Raw genomic sequence first — 18730 nt, 5'->3', positions numbered from 1 at the left:
CGCCAGAGACGGGACAAGGGTTGGGTTCAAGGCTTTCGTAGGGCGTACAACCGTTCGCGGTTGTACGCCGTTTCACCCTGGCTTGCCGTCGGCGCCATGGCTGAACTTGGAGTGCCTTGGGAGCAAGGTCAATCGGCGTATAACGTCGAACGTTATACGCCCTACGCTACCATCAGAGTTCGGTGGGAACGACCAGAATGCCGGCGCGCAGTCCGTTCTTCACCCGAGGGTTGGGGAAGATGATCCGCGCACCCTGCTCCTCCACGATCCAGCGGGTGCCACCGATGTCCTCGGCCAGCAGGTAGCCCTGGTCCAGCTCGGTGAAGTTATCCACCGCATCGTCCAGGTGCAGGCGGAAATGGTCGCTGTGCTTGATCACTTCGCGGGACACGGCGAACAGCTTGAGGCCATCGAGTTGCTCACCATCGGCTTCCGGCGCATCGCCACGGATCAGTCCCTGCAGCATGCCTTCCAGGCGATCGAGGTTGACCGCCTGGTTCTGCCCGAACGGCCGCGCCTTGCCCAGCTCCAGAGTGAAAGCTTCGGCGCCCAGGTGGCTGTAGGTGTAGGCACTGAAAGTGATGCCCGGCTTGCTCTGCAGCAGCACGGCGTCGATGCCGGCGCTGCGCAGGCGCGCCAGTTCGTCGCGGGAGTGCTGGCGCCCCTCGCTCCAGGGGTAGAGCGCGAACTGCTCGATCTTCGAACCGCGAATGGCGGTGTGAAGGTCGTAGTGCAGACGGGTTCGCCCGTCGCGAGCGAAGAACGCTGCGGCCAGGCGCTCCAGCTCGGAGGCGCGCAGGGCTTCGTTGCCACTGCCCTCCTCGTGGCGACCGCAGAACAGGCGGTTGATGTCCTGTTCCAGGTAACGCTCGCCGCGGCGCATGGCTTCGGGGTTGCCCAGCAGGATCAGGATGCGCGCCGCCGGCTTCAGCTCGCCACGAGCGATGCGCTGCACCAGGCGGTCGAGCAGCTCGATGGGGGCGGTCTCGTTGCCGTGGATACCAGCCGAAAGCAGCAGGTCACGGCCCTGGTCACGGAGGGTGGACGGGGTGATTTCCAGTGCGCCTTCCGCCAGCCAGTGCAGACGGGTACCGTCCGCGGTGAGCTGGATCTTTTCCGTCGGCTCACGGCCGGCGAGGGTCAGTTCGAGCAGTTTGCCCAGGGCTAGCATGCGGACGCCTCCATCATTCCCAGCGGCCGGATGGGCCGTGGACTCCGCGATCAGTGGTGATGGTCACATCCACAGTCTGGACCATGTTCGTGGACTTCGGCGGCTTCCAGCTCCAAAGTCAGGCCCAACTGGTTCACCGCCTGCGGGCGCACCACCAGCAGCGGGATCTCGGCGTCGTCCTCATGGGAGTCGGCGTAGATCGTAAGGCCGCCCTTGCCGTCGGCCTCCAGCCACAGCTCGCGCCCTTCCAGGCGGATGGCCAGGCGCGCGGTGTGGGTCTCGCGGCGCTCGCCCTTGTTGTCTTCGAGAATCAGCGGGAGGCTTTCGGTCATGTCGGTCACTCAGTTTTGCTGGAAGGGATAAACCGAGCCCAGTTTAAGGATCTGGCTCAATTCATCCAACGCCGTACGGCATTCCACCAGCAGTTGCGGATCGGCCAGGTCGGATTCGGACAGGCGATCGCGGTAGTGCTTGTCGACCCAGGTGACCAGGGTGTCGTGCAGGGTCGGGGTCATGATCACGCCCGGATTGACCGCTGCCAGCTCGCCGTCGGTCAGCGCCACGCGCAGGCGCAGGCAGGCGGGGCCGCCGCCGTTCTGCATGCTCTGCTTGAGGTCGAACACCTTCACCTCGCGGATCGGGCCGTCCTCGGCGGTCAGGCGCGACAAGTAGTTCCATACGCGCTCGTTCTTGCGGCACTCCTCCGGGACGATCAGCAGCATGCTGCCGTCGGCGCGGGTGAGCAGCTGGCTGTTGAACAGGTAGGACTTCACCGCGTCCTCGACCGTGACCTGGTCGCGCGGCACGCACACGGCCTGGAAGCGGCCGCCGCGGCGGCCCAGCTTGTCATGCAGCTCGGCCAGCACGCGCTCGGTGTCGAGGAAGGCGTCTTCATGGTGGAACAGCACTTCGCCGTTACCCACGGAGATCACGTCGTTGTGGAACACACCCTGGTCGATCACGGCCGGATTCTGCTGGGCGTAGACCACGCCGTCGTCCGTCAGGCCGTGCAGGCGGGCAACCGCCTGGCAGGCTTCCAGGGTCTGCCGGGCCGGGTAGCGCTGCGGCGCCGGGAAACGGCTGTCGAAGGCGCTGCGGCCGAACACGAAGAACTCGACGCCGGCTTCACCGTAGGACTTGCAGAAGCGCGTGTGGTTGGCCGCGCCTTCGTCACCGAACTGCGCCACTGCCGGCAGTGCGGCGTGGTGGGCGAAGTGCTTCTCGTCGCGGAACATCGCGCCGAGGATGCGGCTGGTGACCGGGTGCTCGATGGAGCGGTGGAACTTGCAGTTCAGGTTGGCGGCGGTGAAGTGCACGCGGCCGTCGGCGGTGTCGGCGCTGGGGCTGACGGTGGCGGCGTTGGCAGTCCACATGCAGGACGCCGAGCTGACCGCGGCCAGCAGCGGCATGGCTTCCTTGGCGGCCTTGGCGATCACCTCGGCATCGCTGCCGGAGAAGCCCAGGGCACGCAGCGAGGCGACGGCCGGGCGCTCCTGCGGGGCCAGCACGCCCTGCTTGAAGCCCATTTCCATCAGCGCCTTCATCTTCGCCAGGCCCTGCTTGGCGGCTTCGCGCGGGTTGGACGCAGCCTGGCTGTTGCTCTGCGAGGCGACGTTGCCGTAGGACAGGCCGCCGTAGTTGTGCGTCGGTCCGACCAGACCGTCGAAGTTCATTTCATAGGCGGTCATCACAGGCTCACTCCCGGGGTCAGGGTTGCAGGCAGGCTCAGGCTCTCGCTTTCCAGCGAGGCGACCGGATAGGCGCAGTAGTCGGCGGCGTAGTAGGCACTCGGGCGATGGTTGCCGGAGGCGCCGATGCCACCGAAGGGTGCGCTGCTGGCAGCGCCGGTCAGTTGTTTGTTCCAATTGACGATGCCGGCGCGGCTTTCGATGAGGAAGTCCTCATAGCGCTCGCGGGAATCCGACAGCAGGCCGGCGGCCAGGCCGTACTGGGTGGCGTTGGCTTCGCGCACAGCGGCGTCGAAGTCGGCGTAGCGGATCACCTGCAGCAGCGGGCCGAAGAATTCTTCGTCCGGGCGCTCCGCCACGGCGGTCACGTCGAGGATACCCGGGGTCAGCAGCGCGGCGCTGGCCAGCGGCTGGGTCATCGCCAGCAGCGGCTTGGCGCCCTTGGCCAGCAGCTGTTCCTGGGCCTTGATCAGATGTTCGGCGGCGGCCAGCGAGACCACCGAGCCCATGAAGGGCGCCGGCTGCTCGTCGAAGCGGCCGACCTTGATGGTCGAGGCCACGGCCACCAGGCGCTCGATCAGCGCATCACCCCAGGCGCCCTGCGGCACCAGCAGTCGGCGGGCGCAGGTGCAACGCTGGCCGGCGGAAATGAAGGCGGACTGGATGATGGTGTAGACGGCAGCGTCGACGTCTTTCACTTCATCGACGATGAGCGGGTTGTTGCCGCCCATCTCCAGCGCGAGGATCTTCTGCGGGCGACCGCCGAACTGGCTGTGCAGCAAGTTGCCGGTGCGGCTGGAGCCGGTGAAGAACAGGCCGTCGATGTCGTCGTTACCAGCCAGCGCGACGCCGGTGTCACGGGCACCCTGCACCAGGTTGATCACGCCGGCGGGAATGCCGGCTTCGATCCAGGCCTGCAGGGTCAGCTCGGCGACCTTCGGGGTCAGTTCGCTGGGTTTGAACACCACGGCGTTACCCGCCAGCAGGGCCGGCACGATGTGGCCGTTGGGCAGGTGGCCGGGGAAGTTGTACGGGCCGAACACGGCGACCACGCCGTGGGGCTTGTGGCGCAGCACGGCGGTGGCGTCGGCCAGCGGGCCGCTCTTCTCGCCGGTGCGTTCACGGAAGGCCTGAACCGAGATGGCAACCTTGTTGACCATGCTGGTCACTTCGGTAGCGGCTTCCCACAGCGGCTTGCCGGTTTCCTCACCGATGGCGCGGGCCAGTTCCTCGGAGCGGCCCTTGAGGGTGGCGGCGAAGCGTTCCAGCACGGCGATACGCTCCTCCACCGGGCGACGGGCCCATGCCGGGAAGGCGGCACGCGCGGCTGCAACGGCGGCAGCGACCTGTGCAGCCGAGGCGGCGCGACCGCTCCAGACCACGGCCTGGCTGACCGGGCAGAGGGACTCCAGCGGCTCGCCTTCGCCCGCCAGCCACTGGCCGGCAATGTAGTGGGTATTCATCATCAGGCTCCCCTGACGCCTTGCGGCGTCAGTTGCGTTTTCCGGAGAGAGGCACCGCGCGGACCGAAGCCCCGGCGGACAGGCGCAGGCGCTTGGCGGTCAGCGCGTCGACCACCAGCGAGCCGGCGGCCACCCGCGCCGGTGCCGCGGTGATGCGGCACTCCTCGCGCTTGCGGTTGTGGATCAGGAAGGGTTCGGCGTCGTCGCCCGGCGTGCCAATAGCCAGCACCAGGGTCTGGCTGTCGGCGATCGGACGGATCTTGTCGGTCGGCGCCTCGATGGCGGGGCCGGCATCGAAGATGTCGACGTAGCCCTGGTAGCTGAAGCCTTCGGCCTTGAGCATGGCCAGCGCCGGCTCGGTGTCCGGATGCACGCGGCCGATCACCGCACGCGCCTCTTCCGAGAGGAAGCAGGTGTAGAGCGGGAACTTGGGCATCAGCTCGGCGATGAAGGACTTGTTGCCCACGCCGGTCAGGTAGTCGGCCTGACTGAACTCCATCTTGAAGAAGTGCCGGCCCAGGCTTTCCCAGAACGGCGAGCGGCCGTCGCCATCGGACATGCCGCGCATCTCGGCGATCACCTTGTCACCGAACAGCTCGCGGAACTCGGCGATGAACAGGAAGCGCGCCTTGGACAGCAGGCGGCCGTTGAGGCCGGTACGGTGGTCGGCATGCAGGAACAGCGAGCATAGCTCGGACTGCCCGGTGAGGTCATTGGCCAGGAACAGCGTGGGAATCTCGCGGTGGATGCCCAGCTCCTGGGAGGCGCTGACGGTGAGGCCGACACGGTAGTTGTACCAGGGCTCGCGCAGGCCGACGGCGCCGGCCACGGCGGAAATCCCCACCACCTTGCCTTCGTCGCTTTCCAGCACGAACAGGTAGTCGGCGTCGGCACGCTCGGCTTCACCACGGAAGGCCTTCTCGGCCCAGCTCACGCGGTGCTGCAGGCGCTGCTCGTTGGCCGGCAGCGTGGTCAGGCCGGTGCCGGTGCTGCGCGCCAGGTCGAATAGAGCCGGAAGGTCGGCGCTGGTTACGGGACGGACGATCATGTTCTCTCCCCTCAGATCGCGACCAGGCGCACGCTGGCGCCTTCGCCGACGCCCAGGGCGTCGGCGGCTTCCTGGTTCAGGGTCACCGGCTTGCCGGGTGCCCAGTCGAGTTCGGTGACGATGGCGCGGAAGTCCTGCAGCTGGCCGTTGGTGACCAGGTAGCCACGGTTGCCCTTGCCGCCTTCACCGATGCGCACCGGCACCTGCCGGCTCTGGGCGATGGAGCGGATGCTGGAAATGGGCGCGTGCAGGGTCGGGCCGCCGTCGAAGATGTCGACGTAGTTGTCGGATTCGAAGCCGTCGCGCATCAGGATGTCGAAGGTGATCTGCGCACGTGGGTGCACTTGCCCCATGGACTCCTGCGCCTCGTCCGGCAGCAGCGGCACGTAGATCGGGTAGTGCGGCATGAGCTCGGCAAGGAAGGTGCGGCTCTTCAGGCCCGAGAGCCTCTCCGCCTCGGAGTAGTCGAGGTCGAAGAAGTTGCGCCCGATGGCATTCCAGAACGGCGATTGGCCCTGGTCGTCGCTGTAACCGACGATCTCCACCACCACCGCGTCGGCAAAGCGCTCCGGATGGCTGGCCATGAACAGCAGGCGGCCACGGGAGTTGAGCTCGGCGATCGGTGTGTTCACCAGGTCGCGCTCGACGTAGAAGCTGGTCAGCAGGCTGTTGCCGGTAAGGTCATGGCACAGCGAGAGGACGTGGATCTTGTTGTGGATCTTCAGCTCGCGGGAGGCGTGCACGAAGGTCTCGTTTCGGAAGCTGTAGAAGGGCTCGGAGAAGCCGGCCGAAGCGACGATCGCCGAGCAGCCGACCAGACGGCCGCTCAGACTGTCTTCCAGCACGAAGAAATAGCTTTCCTCACCGTTGAAGCTCACTTCGGCGGCGAACGAGGCCTCCGAGGCGAGGATCTTTTCCCGCAGACGTTCCGCGTCGTCCGGCAGCGACGTGACGCCGACCGGGCTGTCCGCGGCGAGACGCTGCACCTGCTGCAGGTCGGCCACTTGGGCGGGGCGCATCACCAGCATGGCGTCACTCCTCTAACCAGACAAAAGTTCATGATTCGTGGGCGCGACACAGCCTGTGCCGCACTCACCAGGGCATTCGGAAGACCGGCCGGAACATCCCGGCCGGCGAAGCGGCGAAATCGCTCCGCCGCTGATTCAGCTTAGTCGCAGCTGTTAGCCGCGGGTCAGCTTGGCGATGGCGCGCTCCAGGCGATCCAGGCCTTCGTCGATGTCCGCATCCGGGATCACCAGGCTGGGCGCGAAGCGCACCACGTCCGGGCCGGCCTGCAGGACCATCACGGCCTCTTTCTCGGCAGCGTTCAGCACGTCCTTGGCCTTGCCCTTCCAGGCGTCGGCCAGCACGGCGCCGATCAGCATGCCCATGCCGCGAACCTGGGTGAAGATGCCGTACTCGGCGGCGATCTTCTCCAGGCGGACCTTGAAGCGCTCATGCTTGGCTTTCACGCCTTCGAGCACTTCCGGGGTGTTGATCACGTCGAAGGCCGCACCGGCCACGGCACAGGCCAGCGGGTTGCCGCCGTAGGTGGTGCCGTGGGTGCCGACTACCAGGTGTTCGGCGATCTTCGCGGTGGTGAGCATGGCGCCGATCGGGAAGCCGCCGCCCAGGCCCTTGGCGCTGGACAGGATGTCCGGGTTCACGCCGTAGTACTGGTGGGCGTAGAGGTAGCCGATACGGCCGAAACCGCTCTGCACTTCGTCGAAGATCAGCAGTGCGTTGTTCTCATCGCACAGCTTGCGCACGCCTTCCAGGTAGGCCTTGTCGGCCGGCAGCACGCCGCTCTCGCCCTGTACCGGCTCGATGATCACGGCGCAGGTCTTGTCGGAGATGGCGGCCTTCAGCGCGTCGAGGTCGTTGAACGGAATGTGGGTGATGCCCTGCACCTTCGGACCGAAGCCGTCGGAGTACTTGGCCTGGCCACCGACATTGACGGTGAAGAGGGTACGGCCGTGGAAGCTGTTGACCATCGAGATGATCTCGTACTTCTCGGGGCCGTAGACGTCGTGGGCATAACGGCGAGCCAGCTTCAGTGCGGCCTCGTTGGCCTCGGCGCCGGAGTTGGCGAAGAACACGCGCTCGGCAAAGGTCGAATCGATCAGCTTCTTGGCCAGGCGCAGGGCCGGCTCGTTGGTGAACACGTTGGAGACGTGCCAGATCTTGCCGGCCTGCTCGGTCAGCGCCTTCATCAGCGCCGGGTGGGCGTGGCCCAGGGAGTTCACTGCGATGCCGCCGGCGAAGTCGATCAGCTCTCGGCCGCTCTGATCCCAGACTCGGGAACCCTCGCCACGCACCGGAATGAAGGCAGCCGGCGAATAGTTGGGAACCATGACCTGGTCGAAATCGGAACGTTGGACCTGAGCTTGCGGAGCGGACATCGGTGTTCTCCTGCCTGGTTGAGGCGGCTATCGATGGAAGGATTGTAGGGACGATTGTCAGGTCGGCATTGTCGCCATGCGACAACTTGTTATAGCGCCAACCCACGGATTGCCGAGCTTTACGGAAATGCGACAGAAAGCGTCGGGAAGGCGCAGTGTAAACGCAGAAACCGCCGAAGAAACCCTTGCAGAGAAACAATCCCCGGCACCACGAAACAGATCCTGCGCCTCTCCGGGAGCGACTGGGCATAAAAGGCTCTGCTGCGCACCTCTCCAGCACCATTGCAGCTCACCGATGCGAACGATCGATCCGCAGGCGGGCCAGCCATTGCGCACCGGGAAGAAAAAACGGCGCCAGGGCGCCGTTTCTTCATTTCAGGAATCCGCGATGATCGGTACTCAGCGGACGCGCTGTTCCAGTTGCGGGCTCAGAGATTCGACATAGCTCGCGGTCAGGTGCTGGTTGTCCCGGAAAATAACCATTCCATCCCGCTCGGCCTGGCACTCTTTACCAGGACAGACAACGTCGTTCAGATCGACCAACTGGACGTTGGCGAATTGCCGGACCACGCGCTGCTGGATGCCATACAACTGATCGCCGGCCACATTGTCTGCTGGCGCCGCACAGTTGCTGCCCCCCTTCAGCCATTTCACCGCACGCGGCGTATCGAGGCAGTCAGGGCCGTTGAAGGGCAGTATCGGGGTGGCACGCATGACTCGCACCTGCCTGGCCACACGACTGACGCGCGCCCAGACGGACGCCAACCCTTCGGACCAATCCGCCTCACTGAGTTCGTAACTGGCAGCCGACCCGAGGAAGACAATATCCGGCTGCATGTTTTCCAAACGCTCCAGAACAGATCGACGCCACGTCGCGCACTCGGAAAACTCCCGACCGATACGGGCGTAGAAAATCGGCTTATCGACGATCGGACAGGATGACTTGGTGTAGATGACCACCCGCCAGTCGGGGCGATTGTAGATCTTCTGGATCGCTGGCACCCATTGCGCGCCAATGCTGTCACCAATTATCACTGCCACGTGTGGGGCGTCGGGCTTGCCGTAGGAGCACTCTTTCAGTGCGGCGGAGCGGTACCAGTCATCGCAGCCCATGTAGTACACCTCCGGCACGTCCGTTCTCGCCTGATTCTTGCGTACCTGTTCCGGCAGCTGCAGGTCAGCTTTCACGCTGGCGCGCCACTGCGGGCCCAACGCTGCTACCGCTGCGACGAGAAGAAACGACAATTGCAACGACCTGGCCGGCCGGATCAGCCAAAAGGCGCGCTGGCGCAACGGTGACTCGAGCAGATGATAGGAACTCATGGCAACCAGCAGCGACAAGACCACCACCCCCAGACGCATGCCCAGGCTGTACTCGGTGATGATCAGACCGCCCAATACCAGCAATGGCCAATGCCAGAGGTACCAGGAGTAGGAAACTTTGCCCAGGTATTGCAAAGGTGCTACCGCCAGTGCTCGGCCCGCCGAACCCGCGCGGGTCGTCAGCGCCCCCGAGGCAATGCACGCCGCCGCCCCCAGAGAAGGGATCAGTGCGCGCCAGCCTGGGTACGGCATATTTTCATTCAGCAGCGTGGCGGCACCGATGATCGCGGCAAGTCCACCCCAACCGCCCAGCAGCAAGACCGCCGGCGGCACACTGGCGGAACGCCCCAGGCCCTGAATCCTGTCCACCATGATCCAGGCCAGCGCGCCCAAGGCGAACTGCCAGATTCTGGCCGGCATCATGTAGAAACCGAGCTTCGGTGCAGCCTGGCTGAGCAGAACACAACCGACGAGGCTCGCCACTGCAATGACCAGCATAGCGGCCTGGGCCGTCACCCTCTTCCCGACACCCGCCCCTCGCCGCCCCAGCAAAGCCAGCAGAAGCATCGGCCAGATCAGATAGAACTGCTCCTCGACGCCCAATGACCAGGTGTGCAGGAACAGATTTTCAACCGCGGATGCGGAGAAATAGTCGATGTCGGCGAAGGCAAAATAGAAGTTGCTGACCCACAACGCCGCACTGGTTGCAGCGTAGGTTTGAACCAGCTGTCGGGGCGCCGGTAGAAGGACGACCGCCAGCAGACTGATCACCAGCAGCATGAGCAGCAGCGCCGGCCCCAGTCGCCGCATCCGCCGCACGTAGAAGGCGACGATATCCAGTCGGCCGGCTTGATGGATCTCGCTGATGAGCAGCCCGCTGATCAGATAACCGGATAGTACGAAAAAGACATCAACCCCGACGAAGCCCCCCTGGAGCCCGGGGATTCCCGCATGCGCTGCCACCACCAGAAGAATGGCGACTGCCCGCAACCCCTCGATATCCGGCCGATATGCAATACCGCTTTTCATCGATCCCTCGACAAACAGCCACCATCGCCGTTTCAGCGTCCTCTGCTCGGAACCGGCAAGGTTCGCAGAGCCTGACTACGGCCATTTTGTGGGCAATAGATGGAGCCACCCTGCAAGACTCCCGCATAGGGTCGTCAGGACGACAGCTTGCGGCTCCGCCAAGGCGAGCCTGGGAGCGATGGTAAGTGGAGAAGGCAAGACATTAAATGCCCATGAAGCGAATCGGCAGCCCAAACGTGATGGCTACCGCTAATTCAGCCGCGCTCAGCGACTACCGGCGTAGCCTCCGCGACGCTCTGGCCGCGGCGCTGGTTGCGGTCTTCGCGCGGGGTCACGCCGAAGAAGTTGCGGTAGGCACTGGAGAAATGCGGGCCGCTGGAGAAGCCGCAGGACAGACCGATCTGGATGATCGACTTGCTGGTCTGCATCAGCATCTGCCGCGCGCGGTTCAGGCGCAGTTCCAGGTAGTACTGGCTGGGCACGCGGGTCAGGTACTGTTTGAAGATGCGCTCCAACTGACGGCGCGAGACGCACACGTGCTGAGCGATTTCGTCGGTGGTCAGCGGCTCCTCGATGTTCGCTTCCATCAGCAGCACCGCCTGGGTGAGCTTCGGGTGGCTGGAACCGAGGCGGTTCTTCAGCGGGATGCGCTGGCGTTCGGAACCTTCGCGGATGCGCTCCACCACCAGCTCTTCGGATACCGCACCCGCCAGTTCCGCACCGTGGTCGCGGGAAAGCACGGCCAGCAACAGGTCGAGCACAGCCATGCCGCCACAGGCGCTGAGGCGGTCGCGGTCCCACTCGAACAGGTGGTTAGTGGCAATGACCTTGGGGTAACGCTCGGTGAAGTCGTCATGCCAGCGCCAGTGCACGGCGGCACGGTAGCCGTCGAGCAGGCCCAGCTGCGCCAGCGGGTAGATGCCGGCGGACAGCGCACCAATGCTCACGCCGCTGCGCGACAGCTGCTTGAGCGCAGCGGCCAGCGGTGCGGAGACCGGCAGGGGAACCTCGTCGGCGACCAGGAAGATGCGCTGGCACTGCTCCAGCGCGCCATTCCAAGGCTGCCCCGGCAGGCGCCAGCCATCGGCCTCGGCGACCGCTTCCGCACTCATGAACACCGGATCGTAGAGCGCCTCCGGATGCAGCCGGCGGGCGACCCGCAGGGCCTCCTCGGCCAGCGCCAGGGTCAGCGCACGAGTGTGCGGCCAGAGGAGGAATCCGATGCGTTGTGCGGTCATGCGACGAGGTCACCAGGCGACACGGGATGACAGACAGCTTACTTCAAGCTGCCGGAAAGGAACTGCTTCAGGCGATCCGATTGCGGATTGGCCAGAACTTCCTTCGGACAGCCCGCCTCTTCCACCAGGCCCTTGTGCAGGAACACCAGCTGGTTGGAGACCTCGCGGGCGAAGCCCATCTCATGGGTCACCACCACCATGGTGCGGCCTTCCTGGGCCAGATCCTGCATCACGCGCAGCACTTCGCCGACCAGCTCGGGGTCGAGCGCCGAGGTCGGTTCGTCGAACAGCATGACTTCCGGCTCGACCGCCAGGGCACGGGCGATGGCCACGCGCTGCTGCTCACCGCCGGACATGTGCGCGGGGTAGGCATCCTTGCGGTGCGCCACGCCGACTTTCGCCAGGTAGTGCTCGGCCTTTTCCAGCGCCTCTTTCTTCGACACGCCCAGTACGTGGACCGGCGCCTCGATGACGTTTTCCAGGGCGCTCATGTGCGACCACAGGTTGAAGTGTTGGAACACCATCGACAGACGCGAGCGCATGCGCTGCAGCTGCTTGGCGTCGGCCGCCTTGAGTGCGCCGTCCTTGTTCGGGGTGAGCTTGAGCTCTTCGCCGTTGAGCAGGATCTTGCCGGCGTGGGGCTGTTCCAGCAGGTTGATGCAGCGCAGGAAAGTACTCTTACCCGAGCCGGAGGAGCCGATGATGCTGATCACGTCGCCCGCCTTCGCCGCCAGGGAGACGCCCTTGAGCACCTCGTGGTTGCCGTAGCGCTTGTGCAGGTCCTGGATTTCCAGTTTGTACATGGTGTCGGTTCTCGAATTCAGTCGTTGATCAGCCGGCCCTTGCGGAACGGCTCACGCCCGGCCACCTTGGCCAGCCAAAGCCCTGGCTGGGCATAGCGCCCACGCTCGATGGCGAACAGCACGCCGGAAGTCCCGGCGCAAACGGTGCTGACCTTGTCGCTCAGCGGGTCGACCACCTCGAACAGCGCGTCGCCCTTCTCCACCCACTCCCCCGCCTTACGCAGGAAGCTCACGACACCGGCGTGGGGTGCATGGAGGTATTCGGTGCCTTCGAAGGGCATGCCCTCGCAGCATTCGGCCGGAGCCACCGGCCAGTCGCCGTCGATCAGGCCTTGCTCGGCGAGGAAGCCAAGGATCGCTTCGGCATTGGCCTGCGCCTGGTCGACGCGGGTATCGCCCACGCCGCCCAGTTCGACGGTGGTTGCCAGACAGGCCAACGGAATCGCTGCCTTCGGGAAGGCCTGCGACAGGCGCAGCCAGGGCAGCGAGCAGGACTCGTCGAAAGAGCTGCCGCCGGAATCTTCGGCGAGCAGCGCAACGCCGGCCTTCAGGCGTGCGGCGAGGGATTTCCAGCGCGGCCAGTGCTGCGGAATCGCGTAGACATGGATGGCGGCATCGAAGTCGCAGTGCAGGTCGAGCACCACCTCGGCATCACAGGCGTGACGCAGCAGGATGCGCTGCATGCCCTGCAACTCGGACGAGGCCGGCGGCAGCGCATCGAGGCCGTCACGCATGGCCTGGCGGATCAGTTCGACATTCGCGGCCTCATCGACACCCAGTTGGCTGCCGACACGCTCGGCGACCAGTGCCGACAGCTCGACGAAATCACGGTTGAAGTTCTTCCCGCTGCCGAATTCGAAACGCCCCAGGTGGCTGGCCTGCAGGGTCTGCCCGAGGCCGATGGGGTTGGCCACCGGCACCAGTTCGACGAGGCACTTGAGCTGCCCGCGCGACTCGAGGTCGGCCAGGCGCTGCTTGAGCTCCCAGGCGGTGCGCATGCCCGGCAGCTCGTCGGCGTGCAGGCTGGACTGGATGTAGACCTTGCGCGAGCCCTTGCCGTAGCGGAACACGCTCAGGCGGCGCTCGCTACCCAGGCTGCTCCACGGCAACAGATGATCGATACGTTCCACAGTCGACTCCTCAGTGCTTGCGCGGCGCGAGATAGGCCAGCCAGCGGCGCTCGGCGGCCTTGAACAGGCGCACCAGGGTGAAGGTCATGATCAGGTAGAAGATGCCGGCGGTGATGAACGCCTCGAACGGCAGGTAATACTGCGAGTACACGGTGCGCGCGGCGCCAGTGATGTCCACCAGGGTGACGATGGACGCCAGGCTGGTGGTCTGCAGCATCATGATCACTTCGTTACTGTACTGCGGCAGCGCGCGGCGCAGCGCCGAGGGCAGCAGGATGCGGCGGTACATCTTGATCCGCGACATGCCCATGGCCTTGGCCGCTTCGATCTCGCCATGCGGGGTGGCGCGGATGCTGCCGGCGAGGATCTCGGCAGTGTAGGCACTGGTGTTGATGGCGAAGGCCGCGCAAGCGCAGAAGGTCGCGTTGGACAGCAGCGGCCACATCGCGCTTTCACGCACGAACTCGAACTGCGCCAGGCCGTAGTAGATGAGGAACAGCTGCACCAGCATCGGGGTGCCGCGGATCACGTAGGTATACAGCCAGGCCGGCAGGTTCACCGCCGGGTTCTTCGAGCAGCGCATCAATGCCAGCGGCACCGCCGCTACCAGGCCGAAGAACAGGGAGATCGCCAGCAGCTTGAGGGTTACCAGCAGGCCGCTGAAGTAGAGCGGCAGGCTGTCCCAGATGACGGAGAAGTCGAATATCACGATAGCGTCCTCTGACTCAAAGCTCGGCGACTTTCACGCCGACCGAATAGCGGCGTTCGAGCATGCGCAGCAGTACCAGGGAGACGGTGGTGACCACCAGGTACAGCGCCGCCACGGCGAGGAAATAGGTGAAGGGTTCGCGGGTGGCATCCGAGGCCTGCTTAGCCTTGAACATCATGTCCTGCAGGCCGACCACCGAGATCAGCGCGGTGGCCTTGACCAGCACCAGCCAGTTGTTGGTGAAGCCGGGGATGGCCAGGCGGATCATCTGCGGCACCTGGATGCGGAAGAACACCTGCAGCGGGCTCATGCCGTAGGCGAAGCCAGCCTCGCCCTGCCCTTTCGGGATGGCCATGAAGGCGCCACGGAAGGTCTCGGAGAGGTAGGCGCCGAAGATGAAGCCCAGGGTGCCGACGCCGGAGGCGAAGGGATTGAGGTCGATGTAGTCCTCATAGCCGACCATGGGCGCAACCCAGTTCACCGCTGCCTGGCCGCCGTAGAAGATCAGCAGGATCAGCACCAGGTCCGGTACGCCGCGGATCACGGTGGCATAGAGGTCGCCGCACCAGGCCAGCCACTTTACCGGCGACAGGCGGATGGCGGCACCGAGCAGTCCCAGCGCGATCGCCAGGGCCATCGATAGCAACGACAGCTGAAGCGTCAGCCAGGCACCATCGACGATGGTAGCTCCGTAGCCATTGAACATAGTTTCGTACCTCTAGACCGGACGCCGTCCGCAACCGCACGGACGCTGCAGGGCGATCACCCGACGCGGGATCACACCCAATAAAAAAGTGGCACAAACTTCAGGAAAGGACCCGGGTTTGCGCCACTTTCGTGGACGTTGATCAGTTCCCGCCGTAGACGTCGAACTTGAAGTACTTGTCCTGTACTTGCTTGTACTTGCCGTTGGCACGGATGCCGGCGATGGCCGCGTTGAATTTCTCGGCCAGGGCGGTATCACCCTTGCGCACGGCGATGCCGGCGCCACCACCGAAGTACTTCGGATCGTTGTATTCCGGGCCTACGAAGGCGTAGCCCTTGCCGGCGTCGGTCTTGAGGAAACCGTCGTCGAGGTTGACCGAGTCGGCCATGGTCGCGTCGATGCGGCCGGAGACCAGGTCCATGTTGGCTTCGTTCTGGGAGTTGTAACGCACGACTTCGATGCCGGCCGGGGCCAGGACATCAGTAGCGTAGCGGTCATGGGTCGAAGCGCGCAGCACGCCGACCTTCTTGCCCTTCAGGTCCACCAGCGGATCGTTCAGGGTCACGCCTTCCTTCATCACGAAGCGCGCGGGGGTGTGGTAGTACTTGTTGGTGAAGTCGACGGACTTCTTGCGCTCGTCGGTGATGGTCATGGACGAGAGGATGGCGTCGATCTTGCGGACCTTCAGTGCCGGGATCAGGCCGTCGAACTCCTGCTCGACCCAGGTGCACTTGACCTTCATCTCTTCGCACAGCGCGTTGCCGATATCCACGTCGAAACCGGCGAGCTTGCCATCGGGCGTCTTGAAGGAGAACGGCGGGTAACCGGCTTCGATGCCGATGCGGACAGGCTTGTCGTCAGCGTGGGCAACCAGGGAAAGCGCGGACAGGGCCAGCGCGCCGAGAAGTGCAAACTTCTTCATCAGTAACTCCTTCGAGGGTAAGACTTCGATTGGCAGGAGAAAGGGGTTGGCCCAGGCTGCCCGGCAGAAGTGAAGGTTATTGTTCGTCTGCGCATTGCCGGCGCGATTCTTGTGAAAAGCGCGCCTACTGGGGTGAGCGGCATTCTAGCGACAGCCCCTGAGCGGTTATTTCTTCAATGCGACAAGTAATTATAGAAGCGCTGGAGACAGAGCCCCTGCGGCTTGACGGCGCGGATATTAAGTGATCCGGAAGCGAGTAGTAAAACCAATTTTACTTGCAGTTATCAGGCCAAAAATTTAACGACTCACTATTCATGCGGGCTCCGGAATATTAGCCCACTCGAAGTCGACAAAAAATGCGCACCAAGGCTGTGCGAATTGTTTCCTGACGCCTCAATTTGCTGCGCGAAAATGTTACCGGAGAGCACGACGCACACTGTAGGAGCGAGCTTGCTCGCGACCCGCACGGCTTCATCGCGGACAGAGCCCACGCCTACGCAAGCGCAAAGCACCGGCGCCCCCTTGTGGAAATGGATTCATCCGCGAGGGACTTCGCGGACAAGGTCCGCTCCTACGGGAGCGCAGCTTCTGCTTTGGTTTTGGCTTTGGCTTTGGCCCTCAAAGGTTTCCAGAGAAACATCCGCACACGCCGGAGCGCCCCTTCAGGAGGCCGAGTGGAATCGGAGTTCCAGGGGTTGAGCGGCATGGATGCCGCGAGAGCGTCGTCGGGCCATGGATGGCCCGACGACGCGTGCCCCTGAAACTTCGATGGAGCGAGGGCATTTTTCGCCTAAGCGAAAAACCGGATGCAGGGGCGAGGCTTTTTGGTTCCTTTTGGGCCCCAAAAGGGACTCGCCCGAGGGGGCGAAACAAAAAGCCCCAGCACACACCGAAGCGGCGCATGGACACCCAAACAAGAACAAAAAGTATCGCGGACGGAGTCCGCTCCTACAGGAGCTGTACCGAGCCCAGCCTGTAGGAGCGGACTCTGTCCGCGATCCGCCGGCAAAGCCGGCGTCAGGCAGGGTTCGCGAGCAAGCTCGCTCCTACGAAAATCAAAAAACCGAAAAGAAAAACGCCCCGACAAGCGGGGCGTTTTTCATCGAGCGCTGGATCAGGCCGCGCGCATGGACTGGTGCGTCTCCACCAGATGCTGCACCACACCCGGATCAGCCAGGGTGGAGATGTCACCCAGCGAATCGTACTCGGCGGTGGCGATCTTGCGCAGGATACGGCGCATGATCTTGCCCGAACGGGTCTTCGGCAAGCCGGGCGCCCACTGGATCACGTCCGGGGTGGCGATCGGGCCGATTTCCTTGCGCACCCAGGCACGCAGTTCCTGGCGCAGCTGCTCGCTGGACTCCTCACCGGCATTCAGGGTGACGTAGACGTAGATACCCTGCCCCTTGATGTCGTGCGGCACGCCAACCACAGCGGCCTCGGCCACTTTCGGGTGGGCAACCAGGGCGCTCTCGATCTCGGCGGTGCCCATGCGGTGGCCAGAGACGTTCAGCACGTCGTCCACGCGACCGGTGATCCAGTAGTAGCCGTCCTCATCGCGACGGGCACCGTCGCCGGTGAAGTACATACCCTTGAAGGTCTTGAAGTAAGTGTCCACGTAGCGGTCGTGGTCGCCGTACAGGGTGCGCGCCTGGCCCGGCCAGGAATCCAGGATCACCAGGTTGCCCTCGGTGGCCCCTTCCAGGATGTTGCCCAGGTTGTCCACCAGCGCCGGCACCACGCCGAAGAATGGCTTGGCGGCGGAGCCCGGCTTCAAGCCATGGGCACCCGGCAGCGGAGTCATCAGGCAGGCGCCGGTTTCGGTCTGCCACCAGGTGTCGACGATCGGGCAGCGCGACTGGCCGACGGTCTCGTAGTACCACTGCCAGGCTTCCGGGTTGATCGGCTCGCCCACCGAACCCAGCAGGCGCAGGCTGGAGCCATTGGCGCCTTCGACCGCGGCCTTGCCCTCGGCCATCATGGCGCGGATGGCGGTCGGCGCGGTGTAGAGGATGTTGACCTTGTGCTTGTCGACGATCTTGGCGACACGGGTGATGTCCGGGTAGTTCGGCACGCCTTCGAACAGCACGGTGGTCGCGCCGTTGGCCAGCGGGCCGTAGACGACGTAGGTGTGACCGGTGACCCAGCCGATGTCGGCGGTGCACCAGAAGACTTCGCCCGGGCGGTAGTCGAACACGCGCTCGTGGGTCAGCGAGGCGTAGACCAGGTAGCCACCGGTGGTGTGCAGCACGCCCTTGGGCTTGCCGGTGGAGCCGGAGGTGTAGAGGATGAACAGCGGGTCCTCGGCCCCCATTTCCTTCGGCGCGCAGGTGGTGCCGGCGACCTTCATCAGGTCCTCGAACCACACGTCGCGGTGCTGGTTCCACTTGATGTTCGAACCGGTGCGCTTGCAGACGATGATCTTCTGCACGCTGCTGGTTTCCGGGTTGGTCAGCGCGTCGTCGACGTTGGCTTTGAGCGGGGTCTTCTTGCCGCCACGTACGCCTTCGTCGGCGGTGATCACCACCTTGGAGCGGCAGTCGATGATGCGGCCGGCCAGGGCTTCGGGAGAGAAGCCGCCGAACACCACGGAGTGGATCGCGCCAATACGGGCGCAGGCCAGCATGGCAACCACGGCTTCCGGGATCATTGGCATGTAGATGGTCACCACGTCGCCGCGGTGCACGTCCTGTCCGCGCAGGGCGTTGGCGAACTTGCAGACCTGCTCGTGCAGTTCGCGGTAGGTGATTTCCTTGTGATCCGCCGGATCGTCGCCTTCCCAGATGATGGCGACCTGGTCGCCGCGTTCAGCGAGGTGGCGGTCGAGGCAGTTGTAGGAGAGGTTCAGGGTGCCGTCGGCGAACCACTTGATGTCCACGTGGTGGTCGTCGAAGGAGGTTTGCTTGACCTTGGTGAACGGCTTGATCCAGTCGATGCGCTGGGCCTGTTCGCGCCAGAAGCCGTCGGGGTTGACCACCGACTGCTGGTACAGCTTCTTGTAGGTGGCCTCGTCGGTCAGAGTGGTCGCGGCCACTTCGGGACGCACGGGGTACACGGATGCCGCAGTCATGGCGTTCTACCTCGGTGAAGAGTGTTGT

The 18730-nt window shown here is 64.4% G+C and carries 15 protein-coding genes; all 15 read right to left on the bottom strand.

From position 1 onward, the window contains the following. Nucleotides 1–172: 172 nt before the first annotated feature. Nucleotides 173–1171: a succinylglutamate desuccinylase gene (gene astE, locus SD196_RS08610; RefSeq protein WP_275607992.1), complete on the bottom strand. Its 999-nt coding sequence runs from the start codon at nucleotides 1169–1171 to the stop codon at nucleotides 173–175. 50 nt (nucleotides 1172–1221) lie between these two features. Beyond that, nucleotides 1222–1503, bottom strand: a complete 282-nt coding sequence (locus tag SD196_RS08605; protein ID WP_275607993.1) for a GTPase — start codon at nucleotides 1501–1503, stop codon at nucleotides 1222–1224. 9 nt (nucleotides 1504–1512) lie between these two features. Beyond that, nucleotides 1513–2859, bottom strand: coding sequence for an N-succinylarginine dihydrolase (gene astB, locus SD196_RS08600; protein WP_275607994.1), 1347 nt, complete (start codon nucleotides 2857–2859; stop codon nucleotides 1513–1515). After that, a complete protein-coding gene (gene astD / locus SD196_RS08595; protein WP_343578000.1) occupies nucleotides 2859–4325 on the bottom strand; it encodes a succinylglutamate-semialdehyde dehydrogenase in 1467 nt (488 codons plus the stop codon). The genes astB and astD overlap by 1 nt, the downstream gene beginning before the upstream one ends. Before the next feature lie 25 nt (nucleotides 4326–4350). After that, a complete protein-coding gene (gene astA, locus SD196_RS08590) occupies nucleotides 4351–5370 on the bottom strand; it encodes an arginine N-succinyltransferase (RefSeq protein ID WP_275607996.1) in 1020 nt (339 codons plus the stop codon). A gap of 11 nt (nucleotides 5371–5381) precedes the next feature. Then, nucleotides 5382–6398 carry an arginine/ornithine succinyltransferase subunit alpha gene (gene aruF / locus SD196_RS08585; RefSeq protein WP_275607997.1) on the bottom strand — a complete coding sequence of 339 codons (1017 nt, stop codon included), beginning with the start codon at nucleotides 6396–6398 and terminating at the stop codon, nucleotides 5382–5384. 153 nt (nucleotides 6399–6551) lie between these two features. After that, on the bottom strand, nucleotides 6552–7772 hold the full coding sequence (locus tag SD196_RS08580; protein ID WP_275607998.1) for an aspartate aminotransferase family protein: 1221 nt from the start codon (nucleotides 7770–7772) through the stop codon (nucleotides 6552–6554). Between the two features lie 399 nt (nucleotides 7773–8171). After that, a complete protein-coding gene (locus tag SD196_RS08575) occupies nucleotides 8172–10124 on the bottom strand; it encodes an acyltransferase family protein (RefSeq protein WP_343578001.1) in 1953 nt (650 codons plus the stop codon). A gap of 254 nt (nucleotides 10125–10378) precedes the next feature. Continuing rightward, nucleotides 10379–11362: a transcriptional regulator ArgR gene (gene argR, locus SD196_RS08570; protein WP_343578002.1), complete on the bottom strand. Its 984-nt coding sequence runs from the start codon at nucleotides 11360–11362 to the stop codon at nucleotides 10379–10381. A gap of 38 nt (nucleotides 11363–11400) precedes the next feature. Continuing rightward, on the bottom strand, nucleotides 11401–12165 hold the full coding sequence (gene aotP / locus SD196_RS08565; RefSeq protein WP_243808793.1) for an arginine/ornithine transport ATP-binding protein AotP: 765 nt from the start codon (nucleotides 12163–12165) through the stop codon (nucleotides 11401–11403). A 17-nt stretch (nucleotides 12166–12182) separates the two neighbouring features. After that, nucleotides 12183–13295 carry a succinylglutamate desuccinylase/aspartoacylase family protein gene (locus SD196_RS08560; RefSeq protein ID WP_343578003.1) on the bottom strand — a complete coding sequence of 371 codons (1113 nt, stop codon included), beginning with the start codon at nucleotides 13293–13295 and terminating at the stop codon, nucleotides 12183–12185. A 10-nt stretch (nucleotides 13296–13305) separates the two neighbouring features. After that, complete coding sequence (locus SD196_RS08555; protein WP_275608002.1) at nucleotides 13306–14004, bottom strand: ABC transporter permease; 699 nt, start codon at nucleotides 14002–14004, stop codon at nucleotides 13306–13308. 16 nt (nucleotides 14005–14020) lie between these two features. Further along, complete coding sequence (locus SD196_RS08550; RefSeq protein WP_152221871.1) at nucleotides 14021–14710, bottom strand: ABC transporter permease; 690 nt, start codon at nucleotides 14708–14710, stop codon at nucleotides 14021–14023. A 142-nt stretch (nucleotides 14711–14852) separates the two neighbouring features. Then, entirely contained in the window at nucleotides 14853–15632 is a 780-nt protein-coding gene (locus tag SD196_RS08545; protein WP_343578004.1) for an ABC transporter substrate-binding protein, read from the bottom strand. Between the two features lie 1114 nt (nucleotides 15633–16746). Next, on the bottom strand, nucleotides 16747–18702 hold the full coding sequence (acs, locus tag SD196_RS08540) for an acetate--CoA ligase (protein WP_275608005.1): 1956 nt from the start codon (nucleotides 18700–18702) through the stop codon (nucleotides 16747–16749). Nucleotides 18703–18730: the final 28 nt, after the last annotated feature.

Origin of the sequence: Pseudomonas macauensis, assembly GCF_047902425.1 — a bacterium.
Classification (GTDB): Bacteria; Pseudomonadota; Gammaproteobacteria; order Pseudomonadales; family Pseudomonadaceae; genus Pseudomonas.
The sequence above is the reverse complement of the archived record's forward strand: the minus strand, read 5'-3'. Positions and strand labels throughout refer to the sequence as shown.

Coding starts and splice junctions, on each gene's coding strand:
- astD (WP_343578000.1), bottom strand. CDS start 4,325: ATGATGAATACCCACTACATTGCCGGCCAGTGGCTGGCGGGCGAAGGC.
- aotP (WP_243808793.1), bottom strand. CDS start 12,165: ATGTACAAACTGGAAATCCAGGACCTGCACAAGCGCTACGGCAACCAC.
- SD196_RS08550 (WP_152221871.1), bottom strand. CDS start 14,710: ATGTTCAATGGCTACGGAGCTACCATCGTCGATGGTGCCTGGCTGACG.
- argR (WP_343578002.1), bottom strand. CDS start 11,362: ATGACCGCACAACGCATCGGATTCCTCCTCTGGCCGCACACTCGTGCG.
- SD196_RS08605 (WP_275607993.1), bottom strand. CDS start 1,503: ATGACCGAAAGCCTCCCGCTGATTCTCGAAGACAACAAGGGCGAGCGC.
- astB (WP_275607994.1), bottom strand. CDS start 2,859: ATGACCGCCTATGAAATGAACTTCGACGGTCTGGTCGGACCGACGCAC.
- SD196_RS08545 (WP_343578004.1), bottom strand. CDS start 15,632: ATGAAGAAGTTTGCACTTCTCGGCGCGCTGGCCCTGTCCGCGCTTTCC.
- SD196_RS08575 (WP_343578001.1), bottom strand. CDS start 10,124: ATGAAAAGCGGTATTGCATATCGGCCGGATATCGAGGGGTTGCGGGCA.
- astA (WP_275607996.1), bottom strand. CDS start 5,370: ATGATCGTCCGTCCCGTAACCAGCGCCGACCTTCCGGCTCTATTCGAC.
- SD196_RS08580 (WP_275607998.1), bottom strand. CDS start 7,772: ATGTCCGCTCCGCAAGCTCAGGTCCAACGTTCCGATTTCGACCAGGTC.
- acs (WP_275608005.1), bottom strand. CDS start 18,702: ATGACTGCGGCATCCGTGTACCCCGTGCGTCCCGAAGTGGCCGCGACC.
- astE (WP_275607992.1), bottom strand. CDS start 1,171: ATGCTAGCCCTGGGCAAACTGCTCGAACTGACCCTCGCCGGCCGTGAG.
- aruF (WP_275607997.1), bottom strand. CDS start 6,398: ATGCTGGTGATGCGCCCCGCCCAAGTGGCCGACCTGCAGCAGGTGCAG.